General features: G+C 69.0%; 18 protein-coding genes. 5 read left to right on the top strand and 13 right to left on the bottom strand.

Annotated elements, in window-relative coordinates; all coding sequences use genetic code 11:
* Window positions 1-94: 94 nt before the first annotated feature.
* Complete coding sequence (locus ACFYRX_RS03125) at window positions 95-493, top strand: ATP-binding protein (RefSeq protein ID WP_389096093.1); 399 nt, start codon at window positions 95-97, stop codon at window positions 491-493.
* Between the two features lie 235 nt (window positions 494-728).
* Here ACFYRX_RS03125 and ACFYRX_RS03120 read toward each other — a convergent pair whose 3' ends face one another.
* The 4 genes from ACFYRX_RS03120 to ACFYRX_RS03105 form a co-directional block, all read right to left on the bottom strand.
* Window positions 729-1481, bottom strand: coding sequence for a TetR family transcriptional regulator (locus tag ACFYRX_RS03120; RefSeq protein ID WP_389096092.1), 753 nt, complete (start codon window positions 1479-1481; stop codon window positions 729-731).
* 11 nt (window positions 1482-1492) lie between these two features.
* Window positions 1493-2020 carry a thiol-disulfide oxidoreductase DCC family protein gene (locus tag ACFYRX_RS03115; protein WP_389096090.1) on the bottom strand — a complete coding sequence of 176 codons (528 nt, stop codon included), beginning with the start codon at window positions 2018-2020 and terminating at the stop codon, window positions 1493-1495.
* Window positions 2017-2412: a hypothetical protein gene (locus tag ACFYRX_RS03110; protein WP_389096089.1), complete on the bottom strand. Its 396-nt coding sequence runs from the start codon at window positions 2410-2412 to the stop codon at window positions 2017-2019. Before ACFYRX_RS03110 ends, ACFYRX_RS03115 begins: the two co-directional genes overlap by 4 nt.
* Window positions 2413-2530: 118 nt before the next feature.
* Window positions 2531-2941, bottom strand: coding sequence for a VOC family protein (locus ACFYRX_RS03105; protein ID WP_389096087.1), 411 nt, complete (start codon window positions 2939-2941; stop codon window positions 2531-2533).
* A 125-nt stretch (window positions 2942-3066) separates the two neighbouring features.
* On the opposite strand from ACFYRX_RS03105, the gene ACFYRX_RS03100 reads away from it, so the two are divergent.
* Window positions 3067-3510, top strand: coding sequence for a TM2 domain-containing protein (locus ACFYRX_RS03100; RefSeq protein ID WP_389096085.1), 444 nt, complete (start codon window positions 3067-3069; stop codon window positions 3508-3510).
* A 22-nt stretch (window positions 3511-3532) separates the two neighbouring features.
* Window positions 3533-3928, top strand: coding sequence for a DUF2752 domain-containing protein (locus ACFYRX_RS03095; protein WP_389096083.1), 396 nt, complete (start codon window positions 3533-3535; stop codon window positions 3926-3928).
* A gap of 55 nt (window positions 3929-3983) precedes the next feature.
* Here ACFYRX_RS03095 and ACFYRX_RS03090 read toward each other — a convergent pair whose 3' ends face one another.
* Window positions 3984-5264: a M48 family metallopeptidase gene (locus tag ACFYRX_RS03090; RefSeq protein WP_389096081.1), complete on the bottom strand. Its 1281-nt coding sequence runs from the start codon at window positions 5262-5264 to the stop codon at window positions 3984-3986.
* A gap of 94 nt (window positions 5265-5358) precedes the next feature.
* On the bottom strand, window positions 5359-6144 hold the full coding sequence (locus ACFYRX_RS03085) for a hypothetical protein (RefSeq protein ID WP_389096079.1): 786 nt from the start codon (window positions 6142-6144) through the stop codon (window positions 5359-5361).
* Between the two features lie 167 nt (window positions 6145-6311).
* On the opposite strand from ACFYRX_RS03085, the gene ACFYRX_RS03080 reads away from it, so the two are divergent.
* Window positions 6312-7220, top strand: coding sequence for a hypothetical protein (locus ACFYRX_RS03080; RefSeq protein WP_389096077.1), 909 nt, complete (start codon window positions 6312-6314; stop codon window positions 7218-7220).
* Here the strand turns inward: ACFYRX_RS03080 and ACFYRX_RS03075 are convergent.
* From ACFYRX_RS03075 to ACFYRX_RS03045, 7 genes are all read right to left on the bottom strand, one after another.
* On the bottom strand, window positions 7217-7462 hold the full coding sequence (locus ACFYRX_RS03075; RefSeq protein WP_389096075.1) for a hypothetical protein: 246 nt from the start codon (window positions 7460-7462) through the stop codon (window positions 7217-7219). The genes ACFYRX_RS03080 and ACFYRX_RS03075 overlap by 4 nt on opposite strands.
* 59 nt (window positions 7463-7521) lie before the next feature.
* Entirely contained in the window at window positions 7522-8091 is a 570-nt protein-coding gene (locus ACFYRX_RS03070; protein WP_389096074.1) for a hypothetical protein, read from the bottom strand.
* A gap of 157 nt (window positions 8092-8248) precedes the next feature.
* The gene (locus tag ACFYRX_RS03065; RefSeq protein ID WP_389096072.1) at window positions 8249-9028 is read right to left on the bottom strand and encodes a succinate dehydrogenase iron-sulfur subunit; all 780 of its coding nucleotides are present in this window, start codon (window positions 9026-9028) and stop codon (window positions 8249-8251) included.
* Window positions 9028-10782, bottom strand: coding sequence for a succinate dehydrogenase flavoprotein subunit (gene sdhA, locus ACFYRX_RS03060; RefSeq protein WP_389096070.1), 1755 nt, complete (start codon window positions 10780-10782; stop codon window positions 9028-9030). Before sdhA ends, ACFYRX_RS03065 begins: the two co-directional genes overlap by 1 nt.
* Before the next feature lie 23 nt (window positions 10783-10805).
* The gene (locus ACFYRX_RS03055) at window positions 10806-11291 is read right to left on the bottom strand and encodes a succinate dehydrogenase hydrophobic membrane anchor subunit (protein ID WP_389096069.1); all 486 of its coding nucleotides are present in this window, start codon (window positions 11289-11291) and stop codon (window positions 10806-10808) included.
* Between the two features lie 5 nt (window positions 11292-11296).
* The gene (sdhC, locus tag ACFYRX_RS03050; protein ID WP_328640532.1) at window positions 11297-11677 is read right to left on the bottom strand and encodes a succinate dehydrogenase, cytochrome b556 subunit; all 381 of its coding nucleotides are present in this window, start codon (window positions 11675-11677) and stop codon (window positions 11297-11299) included.
* 194 nt (window positions 11678-11871) lie between these two features.
* Window positions 11872-12420, bottom strand: a complete 549-nt coding sequence (locus ACFYRX_RS03045) for a 2-oxo-4-hydroxy-4-carboxy-5-ureidoimidazoline decarboxylase (protein WP_389096066.1) — start codon at window positions 12418-12420, stop codon at window positions 11872-11874.
* A gap of 155 nt (window positions 12421-12575) precedes the next feature.
* On the opposite strand from ACFYRX_RS03045, the gene ACFYRX_RS03040 reads away from it, so the two are divergent.
* Window positions 12576-14240, top strand: coding sequence for a family 20 glycosylhydrolase (locus tag ACFYRX_RS03040; RefSeq protein WP_389096064.1), 1665 nt, complete (start codon window positions 12576-12578; stop codon window positions 14238-14240).
* Window positions 14241-14330: the final 90 nt, after the last annotated feature.

The following is a 14330-nucleotide window of genomic DNA, read 5'->3' as shown; positions in this document are numbered from 1 at the left end:
CGTTTTCGTGGAACTGGCATTCGCCCGAGTGACGCCGGGCAGCCACTCGACGCAGCACCATGTGACGGAGGTGTGCGTGGGGTGAGGAGCAAACGTGTTGAGACGCAACTCCTTCCGGCTGCCCCGGCATCCGGCTTCCGTCGGTCTCGCCCGGCGCCGGGTCCGGGACCATCTGGCCGACTGGGGGCACGGCCCCGATGATCCGGCGTTGGCCGACGCGGTACTGCTGGTGTCGGAACTCGCCACCAACGTGGTGCGTCACGGGCCGCTCCTTGAGCGGGAGTTCGAGGTCGCGGTGACCGCCCTCGCCGACGGCTCCTGCCTCATAGAGGTCTCCGACGAGGGCCGCCTCGAACCCCGGCTGCGGGTGGTCGGCGAGTGGGAGGAGGCCGGCCGAGGCCTGCATCTGGTGGAGAACATCGCCACCGCGTGGGGGGTGTGGAGCCGGGGCCGGCACGGCAAGACCGTGTGGGCCCTGGTGATGGCGAACTGAGCCGCCCGTCGACAATCAAGGTGACCGAACGACCGCCCGCCCTTGGATCCAGGGCCGCACGGGCCCCCACCGCACCACCCCCCCCCGCCTACGGCCGTGTCCCGCAGGCCGGCCCACCCCTTGGCGATCGCCGCCGACGTCTCCACCGTGTCCTCCAGCGGCCGCATCCGGCGCCGGGTCCGCTGGTCCACGTACAGCCGGCCGACGGCGGGGTGGACGCCGTCGGCCGACGTGGCTACGGCTTCCTGCCAGGGTCCGGCATCACCTTCGTCATCCCCGGCAGGAAGTCCGTGAACAGCTCGTGCACCTCCCGTACGAGCGGCCGCAGCACCCGGAACCGGGCCAGCGACACGCCCCGCGCGGTGAGCTTGGCGCCCCGCTCCGCGAGCCGGTAACTCCGCTCCCGCCCCTCGGTGCGGTCGAAGATCCAGTACAGGACGAGCCCCATCTGGGAGAGCCACATCAACTCGGGCAGGATGTCCCGCAGTTCCTCGGGAACCTTCGTCTTCGTCGCGCCCCGCAGCACCTCGCGGTGTACGGCGATCGCCTCCACGCGCGCGTGCTCCGACTCGGGCGAGAAGGGGCTGAGCGGGCTGTCCGGGTCGGCGGCGTTCTTGAAGAACTGCACCGCGAACTCGTGGTAGGGCCGCGCGATGTCCAGCCAGACCTTCAGCACGCCCGCGAGCCGCGCCTCCAGATCGCTCTCCCGGGCCAGGACGTCCCGGACCGCCACCTGGTGCTCGGCGGCGATCCGGTCGTAGAAGCCCTGGATCAGGTGCTCCTTGCCCGCGAAGTAGTAGTACGCGTTGCCGACGGAGACCCCGGCCTCCTGGGCGATGGCCCGCATGGTGGTCTTGTCGTACCCCCGCTCCTGGAACAACCTCATGGCGGTCTCCAGGATCAGCGCGCGAGTCTGTTCGGACTTGCTCGTCTGCTCGGACTTGCTCGGGGTACTGCCCTCGTCGGGGCCGTCGTTGTTCGCAGGCACGAAAAGAGAGCCTAACCAGTGGCGCGGCCGCCGCTGTCGCACCCCGGTGGGGTGTGGACCCAGCCCCTGCCGGGGTCGTAGGCCCAGCCGTCCTCGCGGCGGTACGCGGGGCCGCCCCACTGGCCGCCCTGCCACTGCGAGCCCCGCCATTTCGCGGCGGCGAGCACCGCGCCCTTCGCGAGCCGTGCCCCGGTCGGGGTGCTGAGCCGGTGGGCGAGCGGCCGGTGCTCCCGCAGCGCCCACAGGGTCACGATCCAGGCGGCGGTGTCGCGGTAGACCTGCCCCGCGTCGCCGACGACGGTGATCTCCTCCAGGGTGGCGCGGTGGTCGAGCCCGGGAAACCTCCGCCGGGCTTCCTGCGACCCGGCCGGCACCAACTCCAGCGGCACCAGCTGCGGCTGCCGTACGAGCCAGTCGCGCAGGAAGGCGCACAGCGCGCACCGGGCGTCGTACAGGACGGTGAGCCTGCGGACCGGGATGCGGTCCGCCGTGACGCCCACGGCACCGGTGCCACCTGTCGGCCCTGCAGGGTCCGTCATGCCCGGACCCAGTCCTGCGGTGCGACCGGCGGCACCTGCTCCCGTTCCATGGCGCCCCGTCGGCGGATCCGGTTGAGCACGTACACGTTGGCCAGATGCATCACGCCGAGCACCAGCAGCACGACGCCCACCTTGGTCGACAGGGCCTCGAAGACGCCGCGCGCGTTGTCGATCGTCCCGTCGCCGCTGAGGTAGAGCGCGACGAACCCGAGGTTCACGAGGTAGAAACCGACCACCAGGAGGTGGTTGACGGCCTCGGCGAGCTTCTCGTTGCCGCGCAGTACGTCGGCGAGGAAGATCCGTCCGTTCCTGCTGAGCGTGCGGGCCACCCAGATGGTCAGGGCGATGCTGATGACGAGATAGATGACGTAGGCGACGACCGTGCGGTCCATGCGCCTCCCCCTTCTTGAACGCGTTCAAAATGCTGACAGGGGAGACTCTAGACCTGCTTTTGAACGTGTTCAACTCGCGTGCGGAGAGGTGTGCGTCACGTCTGCCGCCCACGTCGCCTCAGGCTCGTCGCGCGAGTCCCGGACGCTTGGTGTAGTCGGTGAACCCGAGGATGTTCCCCCAGGGGTCGGCGACCTCGACGGTCCAGCCGGTGGCCACGGAGAAGGGCTCGTCGAGCAGTTCGACGCCGGCCGTACGCAGCTCCCTGGCGGCGGTCCTCGCGTCCGGGACCTCCAGCCACACGCGCGTGGCGGGCCACGGGGGTGGCCGGTGCCCCAGCGCCTCCTCCTGCCGCAGCAGGATCCCGGGCGTCTCGCCGCCGACCTTCAGCAGTGCGATCCCGGCCTCGTCGAGCCGGAAACCCACCGTGAAGCCGGCGTTCGCGTAGAAGGAGACGGCCTCGTCGAGGTTCCCGACGGGCAGCAGTACGTTGTCGAAACCGAGCAGTTCGTACGACTGGTCATCTGACATGTCGTCAGATTAAGCCGGGGGTGCCGGAACGGGCTTCTGCGACGCGGTGTCCGTCGTGCATGATGACCAAGCTCATTGTCGTCTTTTCGCGGGTTCTCCCGCTTCGGTCCCCAGGAGCAGTCCCCTTGAGCGAGCAGCAGGGTCACGAGAAGCAGGACCCCCAGTACGGTCCCCCGCCTGGTCCCCAGCAGGGCCCTCCGCCGGGATATCAGCAACAGGGGTATCCACCGCCGGGATACCCGCCTCCCGGCTACCCCCCGCCCGGCAGCCACCCGCCCCCGGGCTACTACCCGCCGCCCCCGGGGACCTATACCGGAGACCCCAACGCCCCCTACGGCTACGACCCGTACGGGCGGCCGTACTCCGACAAGTCCAAGGTCATCGCGGGCATCCTCCAGATCACCCTCGGCGGCTTCGGCGTAGGACGCTTCTATCTGGGCGACGTCGGGATCGGGCTCGCGCAGCTCTTCACCTGCGGCGGCCTCGGCGTCTGGTCGCTGATCGACGGCATCCTCCTGCTCACCGGGAACGACCACACCGATGAACACGGCCGGATCCTCCGGAGCTAGGGCGGAGCGGACACAAACCCCCATGGCCGTACGGCGCTCCCCGCTCCGACACCCCGCCGCGGCACCCTCGGCGGTGCTCGCCGCGGGCACCGCCGGTGCCGTGTACCTCTACCGCACCGACCCGCACGAACCCGGCCACCTCCTGCCGCAGTGCCCGTTCCGGATGCTCACCGGCCTGCTGTGTCCGGCCTGCGGCGGCACCCGCATGGTGTACGACCTGATGCACGGCCACTTCACCGAGGCCTGGCTGGACAACCGCGCCCTGCTGCTCGCCTCCCCCTACGCCCTCGTCCTGCTGGGCCGTTGGGCGTGGGAGGGCCTGCACGGCCGCCGCTGGCACCCCACCCTGAGCCCCCGGGCACAGGCGGCCGTCCTCGCGGTGGCCGTGGCCTGGACGGTGGCCCGCAACATCGTCTAGCGCCGTGACCGTGAAGGTTCACCGGGGTGGGCTCGCGACAGCCGACCGCTGGAGGTCACCGGCCCTCGTAACCGTCCCTGACGACCTTTCGGGCCAGCGTCTTCCCCACGGCCTCCAGCTCACCTGCGATGCGTTCGGCCGCCTCGGCGTCCGTCGTCACCGAGGCGGGCAGCGGCATACCGTCCAGGAGGAGCCGACGGCGCAGATGGGTCGGAGGGTGGCTCGCGTCGACGCTGTGGCCCCGCAGCACACCCACCCGGCGCTGACGTTCGTGCTCGGATGCGGGGATCGAGTCCATGTAGGCCGCGAGGGCCTCCCAGAGACCGTCGGAGTCGTGCGCGGAAACCCGGCTCCCGCCGCGCATACGGCGGGCGTTGGACTCGCGGCGCAACGTGATCACGATCGAGTCGGTCACCAGGAGGCGGTCCATCAGCCCGACCGCGCCCTCGGTGGACCCGATGCGGGCCGCCGCCGCGTCGGCCAGGTACTCGCCGCGCTGGGAGGCCTGCGCGGTCAGCAGGTCGAGCAGTGCGGCGACTGCCATGACCAGCAGGCGGAACGGAACACAGGCCAGATTGGTGACGACCTGGATCGTGTTCGGGTTCGGGACCGGCAGGAGGTAGTAGTGCCAGGTGCCCAGCGATCTGCAGGCGGTGCCCACGACCATTCCGTGCCGGGTGTCGCCGTTGGTGAAGTGGCCGAGCTCGTGACCCAGGAGCGCGATCCGCTGCTGAGGGCTCAGTACCTCCCACAGGGGCAGCCCCAGCGTCAGGAGCCGTCCCCGCAGCCCGAGATGGGTCACCCCCGCGTTGGCCCGGGCATCGACGACGACGGCGTCCACGCCCCGGGTGCCCAGGGCGGCGGCGACCTCGTCGACGAGCGCGTACAGTTCGGGCGCGTCATCCCGCAGCAGGACGCGGTTGTCGTCGGACAGCCGGTTCAGCCGCGGGCGGAGCGACCAGGCCAGCGCCAGCAGGAACAGCCCGAACACCATACCGAGCCCGCCCCAGCCACGGACCAGGCCCAGGAGTCCGACCGCGGCCAGGGCAAAGGTCAGCCCGTGCACGGCGAGCGCGATCGCGAAGGCGAGCAGGCCGGACAAGGTACGCCCGCCCGTACTGGTCTCGCCGCCCCTCAGCTCGTCGAACAGCCGCTCGCCGTACCGCTGCGCGACCCTGCGACGCACTCCGTCCAGCCCGTGCTTCTTCTCGCTGGGCCCCTGCGGATCGACATTCCAGTCACACGCCGCACACCACGTGGTGAACCGCCGGTCCGTCCGGATCTCCACCCCGCACTGCGGGCACGACGACACGATCTCTTCTCCAGCGGTACGCACCGCTGCCTCCCCTGCCCCGGCCCCCTCCCCAGAGGCCCCCCAGCTCATGACGCCGAAGTGGATCACGCCCGGTACACCGGGCGCAATCCCGGGTTCAGCTCCCGTTTCCGCAGCCACCCACGCGCCGGCTGGAGAGCGCGATGTCGTCCATCCGGATGTCGTACGACGACGGCGTCGGGTCCGCCTGATACAGCTGCCAGCCCAGCTTCAGTCTGTCGAAGCCAGGGAAGACGAAGTCGTCCGCCGTGCCCCCGTGCTCCTTGGTCGACACGGTCAGATCGGACTGTTCCACGCCGTCCAGGTACACGGTGACGCGGTTGTCGCCGGCATCGAGATGAAACTCGACGCACTGCCACGCCTCGGCGACGGCCGGCGCGGAGGTCTTCCAGGACGTCCAGTCCCCGGTGGGCCCGAGATCGGACCCGACCCCCCAGAAGTTGCCGCCGTCGGTGGGCGCGTACTGCCCACCGAGCGGCCGCACCAGCGTTGCCGAGCCCGCCCCCGACGCCTCGGCGATGGTCCAGTGCGCCCAGTCGGGAGCGGTCGGAAACCCACCGACCCGCAACCGCAGCCGCCCCCAGAAGCTGTTGCCGGGCGGGGCGAGCTCATCGAACACGAGAAAGGCCCGACCGTTCCCCTCGGTACGGATCCGAAGCTCACGCCCGTGCCCCGAGGCGCTGGGAGCGACGGTCAGCGTGCCGTCGTCCGTGTCGGTGGTCCATCCATGCCCCTCGGTGACGGGGCCGAGGGGGAGACGGTCGAAGTTCTCCCTTGCCAGTGTTCCGTGGGGAGCGGGGGTCGCGGAGGCAGTGGGGGGTATCGCGAGCAGCGCGGCCGACGCGGCGAGGAGCGTGGCGGCGGCTTTTCTCAGGAGTGCCATGTCGGCAGTCTGCGACTGCAGCCACACAAGTCACAACGGCCACACAGGACTTGACCAGTGTTGGTCACCTGTCTGTCCAGATCACACCGTGGACCCTCCCACCGCCCCGCTTGACACAGCGCTTCATACTGAACAGCGCTCAGGGGCGGATGGGGAGGGCGAGCTTCGTGCGACGGGTGCTGTCGGTGCATTTCGCGCCGTGCGCGCTGTTCGTCGCGGGTGTGCTCGCGCTGCTGCGGGCGGGGAGTTTTTCGGGGCGCAGCGACTGGCATGCGGTTCCGCCGCAGGGATCGTCCGACGCGCTCGCCCTGACCGTGACGGTCACCGTTGGTGCCGTCCTCCTCGGTCTGCTCCTCCAGCCCTTCCAGGTCCGTGCGGTGCGCTTCCTCGAAGGCTACTGGGACCGCTGGTTCGTGACAGCCCGGCTTGCGGGAGTACTGGCCAGAGTGCAGCGCAGGCGGTGGGAGGCGTTGCACGAGCGGGTCCAGGGCAGGGCCGACGGGGACATCGAGCTACGGGTACGCGGTGATGCACGCCGTCGCCTCGCCGCACAACCGCCGGCCGAAGTCCTGCTTCCCACCGCCCTCGGGAACGCCCTGCGGGCCGGAGAATTGAGCGCGGGCGAGCGCTACGGCCTGACGACGCTGACCTCTTGGCCGCGTATCTACCTCCAGGTGTCCGACCGCATGGCCGAGGTCCTCAGCTCTACCCGGGACGCGTTGGATACGGCCGTGAACCTGTGCTGGGCCTTCCTGATGCTCACCGTGGTGGGGTGCACGGGCCTGTACGACGAGCCGACGGTCTGGTGGTGGTGCGGCGCCGGCCTGGGACTGGCTGCGGTGGCGTACAAGGGTGCGGTGACCGCGGCGCAGGCCTACTCCGGCCTGATGCATGTCGTGTACGACCTGCACCGCTTCGATCTTCTGGACGCGCTGCACCTGCCGCTGCCCGCGGATGCGGCGAGCGAGGAGACGATGTTCGCCGAGTTGTCGAACGAGTTGGCCGGAGTGCGGTTGCGGGAGCGGCCTTACGGTCACGCGGCACGGGGCGAGCGGGAGGAGCCGACGGAGACCTAGCAGCCGTCGATGATCGCCCGCACCTTGTTCATCTGGGCCTCGAGTTCCTCGTTGGAGCATCGTGCGATGAGGACCGGTGGAAGGCACCTGAGAGGACACGTGGGGGCGTGGTTCACGTCCTGAACGCGGAGGGCCGCGTCGAGGTAGGCCTTCACGGCCTCGGGGTTGCCTCTTTCGACAAGGGCGTCCCAGGCGGTTTTGTCCTTCTCCGTGTAGAAGCCGGAGAAGGCTCCAGGACACATCTTCTGAGGGCATTTGTGAACGGGGGGAGCGTTACCCGGAAGTGTGACGTCAAAGAGCATCAGATCTTGCCTCCGCCCGGTGATAGGGATTTCTTCTCGGCTTTCCTGGGCTTCTTGTGGAAGAGGTGGTAGATCCACCAGGCCTCGACCAGAGCGCCCGCGAGCGCCAGGCCTGCGGAGATCCACCGCAGGACGGCGTGGTTGTCCTGTGGCAGCAGCGCGGTCGACAGGGCGAGGACCAGCAGGAGGGTGCCGAGGTTGAAGGCGATCACCGCCAGGTAGGTGCGCGCTTTCCACGTGCTGAAGTGCGTGGTGTGCTCGGCCCAGTCCCTGGTGAGCGTGATGTCCTCGTCCTTGCCGTGCCAGGCCTCGATCGTCTCCCTGTTGTAGAGGTACCTGCGGGCGTCCGCGCCGATCTGGATGCTCGTGATCAAGGCGATGGAGGCCCCGACGACGAGGAGCAGGGTCACGTCGGGCCACCGGAAGTGCTCTTTGCCTTCCACCAGGATCACGCCGACCAGAGCGAGGGACGCTCCTGTCAGCAGCGGTGCTGTCACTGTCTGGGTGGAGGTCGCCGCCTCCGCGTAGCCAAGTGGATAGGGAGCTCGCGGCTCCAGATCCAGTTTCATGTTCAGCGCCATGAAATCGCCCCCGCCTGTTGGGCATTGTGCCCGGAGCATGACAGACGGAACGAGGGGTTCAGTAGTGGTGAAAACCGGTCAGAAACACCAGAGGGCCCTGTTTCCGAAGTGACGGAAACAGGGCCCTGAGGTGGAGCGGGGAAAATCAGAAACGCCGAGTGATCAGCGCCCTCTTCACTTCCTGGATCGCCTTCGTGACCTCGATGCCGCGAGGGCAGGCGTCCGTGCAGTTGAACGTGGTGCGGCAACGCCACACGCCGTCGCGGTCGTTGAGGATCTCCAGGCGCTGCTCGCCCGCCTCGTCACGCGAGTCGAAGATGAAGCGGTGCGCGTTCACGATCGCGGCCGGGCCGAAGTACTGGCCGTCGTTCCAGAAGACCGGGCACGAGGACGTGCAGGCGGCGCAGAGGATGCACTTCGTGGTGTCGTCGAACCGCTCGCGGTCCTCCGCCGTCTGGAAGCGCTCGCGCGTCGGCTCGTTCGTGTCCTTCGTGATGAGGAAGGGCATCACGTCCCGGTACGCCTGGAAGAACGGCTCCATGTCGACGACCAGGTCCTTCAGGACCGTCAGGCCCTTGATGGGCTCGACCGTGATCGGCTTCTCGGGGTTGATGTCCTTGATCAGCGTCTTGCAGGCAAGGCGGTTCTTGCCGTTGATCCGCATGGCGTCCGAGCCGCAGATGCCGTGGGCGCAGGAGCGGCGGAACGTCAGCGAGCCGTCGATGTCCCACTTGACCTTGTGGAGGGCGTCGAGGACACGCTCCTTCGGGTCGATCTCGAACTGGAAGTCCTCCCAGACCGCTTCCGCCGAGACCTCGGAGTTGAAGCGGCGCACGCGGAGGGTGATCGTGATGTAGGGGGAGTCGGCGAAGCCGGGCTCGGGCTCGCCGGCCGCGTCCGCCTTGTCCAGAACAGGAGTTGCCATCAGTACTTACGCTCCATCGGCTGGTAGCGGGTCTGGACGACCGGCTTGTAGTCGAGACGGATGGACTCGGCGCCGTCGTCGCCCACCTCGCGGTACGCCATGGTGTGGCGCATGAAGTTGACGTCGTCGCGGTTCGGGTAGTCCTCGCGGTAGTGACCGCCGCGGGACTCCTTGCGGGCCAGCGCGGAGACCGCCATGACCTCGGCGAGGTCAAGGAGGTTGCCGAGCTCGATCGCCTCCAGCAGGTCCGTGTTGAAGCGACGGCCCTTGTCCTGGATCGAGACGTTCTTGTAGCGCTCGCGCAGCTCCGCGATCTTCTCGACCGCCGTCTTGATCGTCTGCTCGGTGCGGAACACCATGACGTTGGCGTCCATGGTCTCCTGCAGCTCGCGCCGGAGTACGGCCACGCGCTCGGTGCCGGTGGAGGAGCGCAGCGCCTCCACCTGGCCGACGACCAGCTCCGCCGGGTTCTCCGGCAGCTCGACGTACTCCGCCTTCTGGCTGTACTCGGCCGCCGCGATGCCGGCCCGACGACCGAACACGTTGATGTCCAGCAGCGAGTTAGTGCCGAGACGGTTCGCGCCGTGGACCGACACACACGCGACCTCGCCGGCCGCGTACAGGCCGGGCACCACGGTGGTGTTGTCGCGGAGCACCTCGCCCTCGACGTTCGTCGGGATGCCGCCCATGGCGTAGTGCGCGGTGGGCTGGATCGGGATCGGGTCGGTGTACGGCTCGATACCGAGGTAGGTCCGGGCGAACTCCGTGATGTCGGGCAGCTTGGCGTCGAGCTGCTCCGGCGGGAGGTGCGTGAGGTCGAGGTAGACGTGGTCGCCCTCGGGACCGCAGCCGCGGCCCTCGCGGATCTCCGTGTAGATGGAGCGCGAGACGACGTCACGGGACGCGAGGTCCTTCATGACCGGCGCGTACTTCTCCATGAAGCGCTCGCCGTCCTTGTTGCGGAGGATGCCGCCCTCACCGCGGGCGCCCTCCGTCAGCAGGATGCCCATGCGCCAGATGCCGGTCGGGTGGAACTGGAAGAACTCCATGTCCTCCAGCGGCAGTCCGCGACGGTAGACCGCGGCCTGGCCGTCACCGGTCAGGGTGTGCGCGTTCGACGTCACCTTGAAGAACTTGCCGCAGCCGCCGGACGCGTAGATCACGGCTTTCGCCTGGAAGACGTGGATCTCGCCGGTGGCCAGCTCGTACGCGACGACGCCCGCGGACCGCTTCACCCCGTCGATCTCGACGATCAACTGGTCCAGGACGTAGAACTCGTTGAAGAACTCCACGCCCTCCTTGACGCAGTTCTGGTACAGCGTCTGGAGGATCATGTGGCCGGTGCGGTCGGCCGCGTAGCAGGACCGGCGGACCGGCGCCTCGCCGTGATTCCTCGAATGCCCGCCGAACCGGCGCTGGTCGATCGTGCCGTCCGGGGTGCGGTTGAACGGCAGGCCCATCTTCTCCAGGTCGAGGACCGAGTCGATGGCCTCCTTCGCCAGGATCTCGGCGGCGTCCTGGTCGACCAGGTAGTCACCGCCCTTGACCGTGTCGAAGGTGTGCCACTCCCAGTTGTCCTCCTCCACGTTGGCCAGCGCGGCGGCCATGCCGCCCTGCGCGGCGCCCGTGTGGGAGCGGGTGGGGTAGAGCTTCGTCAGCACGGCGGTACGGCTGCGCTTCGTCGACTCGATCGCGGCGCGCATGCCGGCGCCGCCCGCGCCGACGATGACGGTGTCGTACTTGTGGATCTTCATCAGGAAATTCCTCAGCCCCGTGCCTAGCGGATGTTCGGGTCGAAGGTGAAGATCACCAGCGTGCCCAGCAGGATGGTGAACACCGTGGCCGTGTAGAGCAGGCCCTTGAGCCACAGCCGGGTGTTCGCGCGCTCCGCGTAGTCGTTGATGATCGTGCGCAGACCGTTGGCGCCGTGCAGCATCGCGAGCCACAGCATCAACAGGTCCCAGACCTGCCAGAACGGGGACGCCCAGCGGCCCGCGACGAAGGCGAAGCCGATCTTCGACACGCCGCCGTCGAGCACGAGCTGGATCAACAGGTGGCCGATGACCAGGACGACCAGCACGATGCCGGACAGGCGCATGAACAGCCAGCCGTACATCTCGAAGTTGCCCCGGGTGGACTTGGGGGTCTTCCTGGTGCGCTTGCGCGGGGCCTCGATGAGGGGCGCCGGGTTGGCGACGCCGTAGTCGTCGGACCCGCCTTCGACGGGGCCGATACCGGAAGCGGTGGTTTCAGTGGTCGCCATCGGTATCAGCTCCCGAACAGTTCACGAGCGGCGTGGCCGAGGACGGGGTAGATCGCCCCGATCATGAGTACGACCCACAGGCCCACCACGGACCAGAGCATCTGCTTCTGGTAGCGCGGGCCCTTCGACCAGAAGTCGACGGCGATGACTCGCAGGCCGTTGAGCGCGTGGAAGAGGATGGCGGCGACGAGGCCGTACTCCAGGCACGCGACGATTGGGGTCTTGTACGTGGCTACGACCTTGTCGTAGTCCTCGGGGGAGACACGGACGAGAGCGGTGTCCAGCACGTGAACGAACAGGAAGAAGAAGATGAGGACGCCGGTGACTCGATGAGCCACCCAGGACCACATTCCTTCCCGGCCGCGGTACAGCGTTCCAGCCGGCACGGAAGTCCCTCCGGGAGCGGGGTATTGGGGCCGCGCCGGCTTGTGCTTTGTCGGACGGGCCCGGCTGGGTACGGTCCACCAGCCCTCAGCATCGTAGCGACGTGTTGTCGGGATGCTTACGCCGGGCCTATCTGTGTGATCAAAGTGGCACGCGGATGGGGGTACTCGACGCGCCAATGGGGTGGTGTGGGCCGTTATGCGCCGGGTGCGGCACCGCTGGGGCTTGGCGCGCAGTTCCCCGCACCCCTATGGAAATGGAACAACCGTTCCCTTGCGAGGCGGCGGAGCTCCTCCGCGGCAACCACCCGTTCCTCCTCCGGATCGTTCGTCAAACGTGACCGGATGCCTTCCAGTGCGTGGTCCAGGGCCTCCGAAGGCGCCAGTCCGTCCAGGCAGATGACGAACGCGTGTCCGAAGCGGGCCTCGTAGGCGGCGTGGGCCGCGTCCATCGCCATGTGGGCGGCCGAGTAGGCGCCGTCCGGCAGGGCCGGCAGGGTCTCGCCCGCCAGCGCCTCGGAGAGATCGCCAGGCGTGAGGTCGTACGCCGCCTCGTCCGACGCGGCCAGCAGCGCGTCCACGGTCGGGTACGGGCGGTGTGCCGCGACCCGCTCCGCCCAGCGGAGGCTGTGCAGGCAGCGCAGGAGAAGGGACCGGGCCTCGTCGGCGGGCGCGATGTTGAACGCGTCCAGGACGGTGGGCAGGGACGGTATGGCCACTCGGCCAGGAGAATGTGTGGGCGTCACGTGTGTTTCGGCAGGGGAAGCTGTGAGCGGTGTTGCGTCACGTTATCGAGAGTGTGCATGACCTGTCCGACGGATGCCCGAATTTCACCCGCACGGGAGAGTTTCGGAACGTGTGGTGGACGTGACCACCTCGCACCAGGCCCTAGGTTGACGATGTGAGTCAGCACAGGAAGCGACCGGAGAAGCAGACACGCGGGCAGACACGTGGGCTGATCGCGGGAGCGGTCGCCGTCACCGTCGCGGCCGGGGTGGGCCTCGGGCTGTGGGCGGGGAACGACGGTGCGCCCGCCGGGTCGGCCCAGTCACAGGCCCAGTCGCCCTCGGGCGGCAGACCGGAAGGATCGGCGGCCCACTCCAGGACACCGAGCCCGACTCCCAGCCCCACTCGTTCCTATCCCCTGTCCACCACACCCCGCACCATCCCGTCCGTCCGCGCCCACACGCCGGCGCGCGGCCCCGGCTGGCGTCCCGCCGCCGGCCTGCGCGTGGTGGTGAACGACACCGACCTCGCCGACGAGGGGCGCCTCCTCGCCGGCGAGCTGGGGCTGACGTACGCCGGGCAGAAGGACGACGTACGCGCCGGGGACGTACGGCTGACGCTGAACGACGACGAGGGCGCCGACCCGGAGTCGTACGGCATGACCGTGCGCGGCGGGCGGGTCGTCATCAGCGGGGCCGACGACGCTGGCGTGTTCTACGGCACCCGCACGCTCAAGCAGGAGGTGCACGGCGGCGGTACGGCGCCGGAGGGCGTCGTGCGCGACGAGCCGGCCGAGCCGGTGCGCGGGTTCTTCCTGGACATCGCGCGCAAGCCCTTCACGGCCGGCTGGATCGAGGACCGGGTCCGGGAGCTGGGCGACCTGAAGTTCAACCGGCTCCAGCTGCACTTCTCCGACGACCAGGGCTTCCGGATCGAGTCCGACTCGCACCCGGAGATCGTGTCCAGGACCCACCTCACCAAGGCGCAGGTGCGGCGGATCGTCGCCCTCGCGGCCCAGCGGCACATCGCCGTCGTACCGGAGATCGACTCCCCCGGGCATCTGGGCGCGGTCATCGCCGCCCATCCCGAACTGCAGTTGCGCAGCGCGGCGGGGAGTGCGCCGCAGGGTGCCGTCGACATCTCCGAGCCCGCGTCCGCCAAGATCGTCGACGATCTGCTGAACGAGTACGCCCCGCTGTTCCCCGGCGCCGACTGGCACCTCGGCGGCGACGAATACCGCGCGCTGACGGTGTCCAGCCCGGCGACGACCTACCCGCAGCTCGCCACCGCCGCCAGGAAGGCCTACGGCCCCGGCGCCACCGTCGCGGACCTGACGACGGGATGGCTCAACGCCCGCGCCGACACCGTCCGCGGCCACGGCAAGACGCCCGAGGCGTGGAACGACGGCTTCTTCCGCGACACGTCCGTCAGGCCCGCCGCCGACATCCGGGTCGCCTACTGGACCGGCAAGGAGATCGGCGCCCGGCAGCCCGTGGCGTATCTGAGCGCGGGGCGCAAGGTCGTCAACTTCAACGACGAGTTCCTGTACTACGTGCTCGGCGAGCCGCAGACCTTCGTCTATCCGACGGGGCGGCGGATCTACGAGCAGTGGACGCCGCGGGTGGTACGCGGCACGACAGCCGTCTCCTCGAAGTACGACGCCCAGATCCTCGGTGGGTCGTTCGCGGTGTGGTGCGACTTCCCGAACGCGCAGACGCAGGATCAGGTCGCGGCCGGGATCCGGATGCCGCTGCGGGCGACGGTCCAGAAACTGTGGGATCCGGAGAAGCCCGCCCTGACCTGGACGCAGTTCAAGGCGCTCGGGGACCGGCTGGGCTGAGGAACCGGGGTTTCCCGGTGGACGGACAGGCCCGGCGAACCGTATGTTCCGCATGCCGCGCGTGAGGCTCTGGGGAGAACTCGCGCGTTC

Source organism: Streptomyces sp. NPDC005374, assembly GCF_042872225.1.
Classification (GTDB): domain Bacteria; phylum Actinomycetota; class Actinomycetes; order Streptomycetales; family Streptomycetaceae; genus Streptomyces.
Note: the sequence above shows the minus strand (reverse complement) of the source record. Positions and strands in the feature narration are given on the sequence as shown.